General features: G+C 57.3%; 5 protein-coding genes. 2 read left to right on the forward strand and 3 right to left on the reverse strand.

What is annotated here, in order from left to right; genetic code table 11:
- Window positions 1-1,869 (forward strand): polysaccharide biosynthesis protein (locus BSU04_RS22655; RefSeq protein WP_144021320.1); only part of this gene is annotated, 1,869 nt, incomplete at its 5' end.
- 57 nt (window positions 1,870-1,926) lie between these two features.
- On the opposite strand, the gene BSU04_RS22660 is transcribed toward BSU04_RS22655, so the two are convergent.
- From BSU04_RS22660 to BSU04_RS22670, 3 genes are read right to left on the reverse strand one after another with little or no spacing between them, the layout of a single operon-like run.
- Window positions 1,927-3,780, reverse strand: coding sequence for a hypothetical protein (locus tag BSU04_RS22660; protein ID WP_256983219.1), 1,854 nt, complete (start codon window positions 3,778-3,780; stop codon window positions 1,927-1,929).
- A gap of 11 nt (window positions 3,781-3,791) precedes the next feature.
- The gene (locus BSU04_RS22665) at window positions 3,792-4,181 is read right to left on the reverse strand and encodes a GtrA family protein (RefSeq protein WP_089162680.1); all 390 of its coding nucleotides are present in this window, start codon (window positions 4,179-4,181) and stop codon (window positions 3,792-3,794) included.
- Window positions 4,178-5,134, reverse strand: coding sequence for a glycosyltransferase (locus BSU04_RS22670; protein ID WP_089162681.1), 957 nt, complete (start codon window positions 5,132-5,134; stop codon window positions 4,178-4,180). The genes BSU04_RS22665 and BSU04_RS22670 overlap by 4 nt, the downstream gene beginning before the upstream one ends.
- 210 nt (window positions 5,135-5,344) lie before the next feature.
- Here BSU04_RS22670 and BSU04_RS22675 point away from each other — a divergent pair.
- Window positions 5,345-5,758: helix-turn-helix domain-containing protein (locus BSU04_RS22675; protein WP_256983220.1), on the forward strand; the 414-nt coding region annotated here is incomplete at its 3' end.

Genomic DNA, 5,758 nt, shown 5'->3' on the forward strand with positions numbered 1-5,758 from the left:
CGATACAAAGCTACATGGCTGTCGGCGGGCGCATTTGCGTTCGACCTGTGCGCCGTCGCCGGAACCTGGCTGGCGGCCTACTCGGTCCGCTTCAACGGCGCTATCCCTAGCGACTTTTGGCACGGCGCGCTCAATGCTCTCATTTGGGTGTTGCCTGTCTATGCGGTGATGTTTCGCGTGTTCGGGTTGTATCGCGGCATGTGGGTGTTTGCGAGCCTGCCCGATTTGATCCGGATTTCGAAATCTGTAATAGCCGGTGCACTTGTGGTGATGGTGGGCGCGGTCATGTCGCAGCCGGACCCAGTGATTCCCCGTTCGGTTCTGATCGTTGCTCCGTTGCTGCTGTTTCTTGCAATGGGCGGCGCTCGCGCGATATATCGCGCTACTAAGGAGTTCTATCTATACGGTGGCCTGATCGGACAAGGCAAGCCGGTGATCGTGCTGGGCGCTGGCACAGCCGGGGCGAACCTCGTGCGCGAGTTGGCGCGCTCAAGCGAATGGCGCCTGGTGGGCCTTCTTGACGACGACCCCGCGAAACGCGGTCGTGAGATCCTCGGTCACAAGGTCCTGGGGTCGATCAGCGAACTGCCGCTCTGGGCGGAACAACTCAAGGCCGATGTCGCGATTATCGCGATCCCGGGGGCATCGGTCGATGCACAGCGGCGTGTGGCGACCATGTGCGTTCGGGCCGGCGTCAAGGCGATGGTCCTACCCGCGCTTACCGTGCTAACGCAGGGGCAGGCCTTTCTTTCACGTGTTCGCCAGATCGACCTGGAAGACTTGCTAGGCCGCGAGCCGGTGAAGATCGACATGCCGCACGTCGAAGCGTTGCTGCATGGTCGCGTGGTGATGGTCACGGGGGCAGGCGGCTCGATCGGCTCGGAGTTGTGCCGGCAGATCCTGCGCTTCTCGCCTGCGCAACTCGTGGCCTACGACCTGAGCGAATACGCGATGTATCTGCTCGTCGAAGAATTGCATGATCGGTTTCCGGATCTGTCGGTGATCCCGGTGATTGGCGATGCCAAGGATTCGCTGCTCCTCGATCAGACCATGTTGCGCTTCGCCCCGCATATCGTGTTTCACGCGGCCGCGTACAAGCACGTACCGTTGATGGAAGAGCAGAACGCGTGGGCCGCGGTGCGCAACAATGTGCTGGGCACGCTACGCGTGGCGCGAGCCGCAATCCGTCATCAAGTCAGCCATTTCGTGCTGATTTCCACCGATAAAGCCGTCAACCCGACCAACGTAATGGGCGCAAGCAAGCGGCTGGCCGAGATGGCCTGCCAGGCGTTGCAGCAGACCGCGCCACGCACGCAGTTCGAGACGGTGCGATTTGGCAATGTGCTGGGCAGCGCGGGCAGTGTGATCCCGAAGTTCCAGCAGCAGATTGCGAAGGGCGGCCCGGTGACCGTGACGCATCCCGAGATTACGCGGTTCTTCATGACGATTCCCGAAGCAGCACAACTGGTGTTGCAGGCGTCGAGCATGGGGCGTGGCGGCGAGATCTTCATCCTGGATATGGGCGAGCCAGTCAGAATCGTAGAACTGGCGCGCGATCTGATCCGCTTGTACGGATTTTCGGAGGAGCAGATCCGGATCGTGTTCACGGGCTTGCGGCCGGGCGAGAAGCTCTATGAAGAGTTGTTGGCTGACGACGAAACGACCATACGTACACCGCATGCGAAGCTGCGGATAGCGCAGGCGCGCGAGGTGCCGAATCACTTCCTCGATGAATTGCTGCCGTGGCTGATGCAGCATCGGGTGCTGGCTGATGATGAAGTACGCAGGGACCTGCGCCGCTGGGTGCCAGAGTATCAGCCATCCACCGCACCGGTTCTCACGAGCGTCAAGTCGATTCGAACTCGTTGAGCTGACTTTCCCTTTCAGACGCGTGCGCTGCTTTGCAAAGTTCCGTGGTGTTGCATGTCACGGCAGGTTTACGCGGCACCACTGGTAGATAAGAACGCCTTTACCAACGCCCGCCCGATAAGGTGAGCATGAGTCAACATCCATCTTAAATCCGTTGCGCTCGAAGGCGGGTACAGCTTGCTCCGCTAGGGCGCGATTCTCCGCCCGAATGTCTCTTTCGTCGTCGGCGCGCAAACCCAGGCTACATTGGGATGATGCGTCGTGATCGGCCAAAACAGTCGCGTGCAAGCGGAGGCGCGCAATGACCCAGCGCAATGCCCCGCATCCTCGTTCGCTATTCGTCAGTCCGACACGGGAGACGAGTGAATTCATGGACGCGATGTTGTCAACGCGCCAGTTATATGTTCCGTTGACCACGCCGAAGGCCAACCCGCCGCGCTCCTTCACCATGACGCGAATGCGATCGTCAAAAGCGACGGTCCCAGGAAAACTACTGTCCAACTGTGTAAACGCAACATCAGGGGGGAATTGAGTGGCCAGCCATGCCCATGCCGTCGAGCGTTCGGCTATGAGGACTGTCGTATGCCTGGGCTGCGTGAGAACTGGCAACTGCGCGTGATAAAGCGGATCTGACCAGCCCTCGTGTCCCCACGTCTTGGCGCCTCCGGTCACGACCACAACCGTCGCGATGCCAACCAGACCGACTGTCAGATTTCGTGCGACCCGCTCCGGCAAGAAGCGGTGCAGCAGAATCATTAGCACCAGCGGTGTCAATACCTCTATTGCCACGATGTAGCGATAGATGCTGAACGTCTTCATCCAAAGTACGTAACCGATCGCAACGAAAAGGATCATTAGTCGCTGACGAGGATCAATTGCGCCCCGATTTTTGCTCATGAAGCGGGAGGCTGTAACGGCCACGATCCAACACCAGAATGCAACGTAGACGATCGGCCAGATAATTTGCCGAATCGCTGTTTCGCCCACGCGATGGGAGTTGGCAGCAAAAATGAAAGGCCAGTACACGGTTTCCCAGAATCCGCGCGGCAACCATCGTACGTCGCCGGCAAAACGTGCTTGCGTGAGGGGATTATGGAAGATAGCTCCGAACTGCGGATACAGCGGATTGCTGTAAAGGTGCCACATATGCAGCATCCAGTATCCGCCGGTCGCGGCAGCGCCAAACAAAACCCCGATACCAAACAGGAAACTGATTCGTACACGGACAATCAATCTACCGGGGTAGCTCAATAAGGCGAGGCACAATGCGACGGCATATATGGCATTGGTAAGTTTGAGGCCGGTACTCAGCCCCACAAGAAAGCCACTTCCGCACGCGGCCAGGACGGCGCTGCACGTGCAGCGTCCAAGAAGCGCCCACTTCGAAACGACTAGAAGCAAGCCGCCGAGCACGAAGAGAGCGGTAGTGTCGTCCCCCATCGAGTTGCCGAAACCGGATAGGAAATTGGCGGTCAGACATCCCGCCAACGCAATCAGGATCGGAGTGCTGTAACGGCCCTTGTCCACTAGAGCCGGAAGTACGCTTCGCGCTATGCCCACGAGGAGGACGAAGGTCATTCCGTGTAACACCCCCATCAAAAAACCGACAAGACGGGACGGAAGGTGAGTGTTGAGCAGATAGAGAAAGGCGTCTAGGAGCGGATTGAAGTACGACTGCATTCCTGCGGGTGCAAGGTCAATACCCAGCTTTCCGTTGAGCCACGCAAACGGGTTATAGAGGTGATAGTTGTAAAGATCCCAATTGGAATCTGCACCAAGCCAGAGGGAATAGAGGCCAAAGAGTATCGGTACGAGAAAGCACGCACGGTTCAGCGCGTGCGACGAATCGAGATTAACTTCCTGCAGTCGTCGAATGATCGATGACCGGGGCTCATGAGCGGTGTTTTTCACTAGAAAGATTCTCAGTGAGATTTTTTATAGATCCACAACTTAGCGCTGAGGAAGTTAACGGTCATTCCGGCGACGGAGCCTATTGCGACCGCAATCATTGGAAGCATCACGTTCTTCGGCAAAGAGAGGATGGCCGCACTATAGGCTGCATAGTTAACCACCCCTCCCGCGAGCATCGCGAATAAGTATTGCCACCATTCCTTCCATTGGGAGCGATCCTCGCTCACAACGAAGGTGAAGCGGCGATTGATTCGCCAAGTCGCCCAAACAGCGGCAAGGAAGGATAAACAACGTCCGAAGAAATACCCTGCACCTAGCGCAAGCGCCGTGTACAAGATTCCTGCATCGACAACAAAGCCTATTGCTCCTGCAACCGCGAAGCGAACAAATTCGCGCTTCACACCCCGCCTCGCTCGGGGTGAAAACGCGGCGCCGGATGAGCGAGATAGGCGAATCGCTTGGCTTCGGCGCGACCGTGCGTCACTGCGTCGAGAACGATTCCGCATACCAGCAAGATTGCGCCGAACAGCATCAGCGAGGTGCACAGGATGGCTGTCGGGAAACGTGGGACCAGGCCGGTCTCCATGTAGGTGGCAAACAAGGGAACAGCAAGAATAGTCGCTAAGAAAGCGCAGACGAAAAAGCCAGTTGAATAGAACGCAAGCGGCCGTTCTGCACGGAAGAGCTTGATGATCATCATCAGGATGCGAAGACCATCTCCGTAAGTGTTCAGCTTACTCACGGACCCCTCCGGACGCGACTTGTATTTCGTAGACTCTTCCGCTACGGGCATTCGCAATTCAAGGGCATGAACCGTTAACTCCGTTTCGGTCTCAAAATTCTTTGAGTGGGCCGGGAACGACTTAACGTAGCGCCTGGAGAATGCACGGTAACCCGAAAGCATGTCCGTGAAGGTGTGGCCAAAAATCAAGCCAACACATTGCGTAAGCATGATGTTTCCGAATCGATGCCCGAGGCGGTAGGCCTCCTGTTCGTCTGAGTGCCGCGTAGCGACGATCATGTCCAACCCCTCCGTAAGCAGCCTTGCCACGAGCTTCGGCGCGGCCGACGCGTCGTACGTGTCATCACCGTCTACGAGCACATACACGTCGGCGTCTATATCGGCGAACATCCGCCGAATAACGTTGCCTTTGCCACGATCCATGACTTGTCCGACGGTCGCGCCAGCCCGGCTAGCTATTTCTACTGTAGCGTCCGAAGAGTTGTTATCGAACACGTACACCGATGCTTTGGGGAGTGTGGATCGAAAGTCGCGTACAACCTCTTCCACGGTCGCGGCTTCGTTATAACAAGGAATCAGAATCGCGATGCGCGGGGAATCAGGGAGTGACATCGAAAAATTAGCGGAAGCCTGGATTAAGGTTTCACCGCTCGTGGAAAATCGAACAGTGCCGAGCGCGCGATTGCACGTCTGCTATTTTAACTGGTCGCGACGACTGCCAAGAGATTAGTCTTACCCAGCCTCCTATAACCGGTCGGCGACGCTAAGTGTGACGAGTAAACGAATTTCAAAATATGGGGTCTGACAGGCAATGCGACTCTGATGACCTGCCTGCCGATGAAATGTGCCGTTGAACTGACCGAGCCGGAGAAGAAGACCCTGCAACAGCTGTCGCTCAAACATCCACATGAAGACGTTCGAACCCGTGGACTAGGTCTGCTGGAGCTTGGCCGCGGCCGGCGGGTTCATGAGATCGCGGTCGAACTCGATGTGAGCGACAAGTCGGTGTACAACTGGGTGCACGCCTGGAACGACAAAGGCCTCTGTGGTTTGCTGAGCGGACATAAAGGTGGGCGTCCCCGCGCATTGTCTGATGCCCTGATCGCCACGGCCATCGAAGCAGCGCGTGCCGAATCGATGACGCTCAGGCAGATTGCGCTGCGCATTGAGCAAGTTCATGGTCAGCCGTTGCCATGCCGGCTGGAAACGTTGTCGGTTGCGCTCAGGCATGAGGGG

This window comes from Caballeronia sordidicola (genome assembly GCF_002220365.1).
GTDB lineage: Bacteria > Pseudomonadota > Gammaproteobacteria > Burkholderiales > Burkholderiaceae > Caballeronia > Caballeronia sordidicola_C.

Excerpts from the sequence above, each read along its gene's own strand:
- BSU04_RS22670 (WP_089162681.1), bottom strand. The coding sequence starts at position 5,134 with ATGTCACTCCCTGATTCCCCGCGCATCGCGATTCTGATTCCTTGTTAT.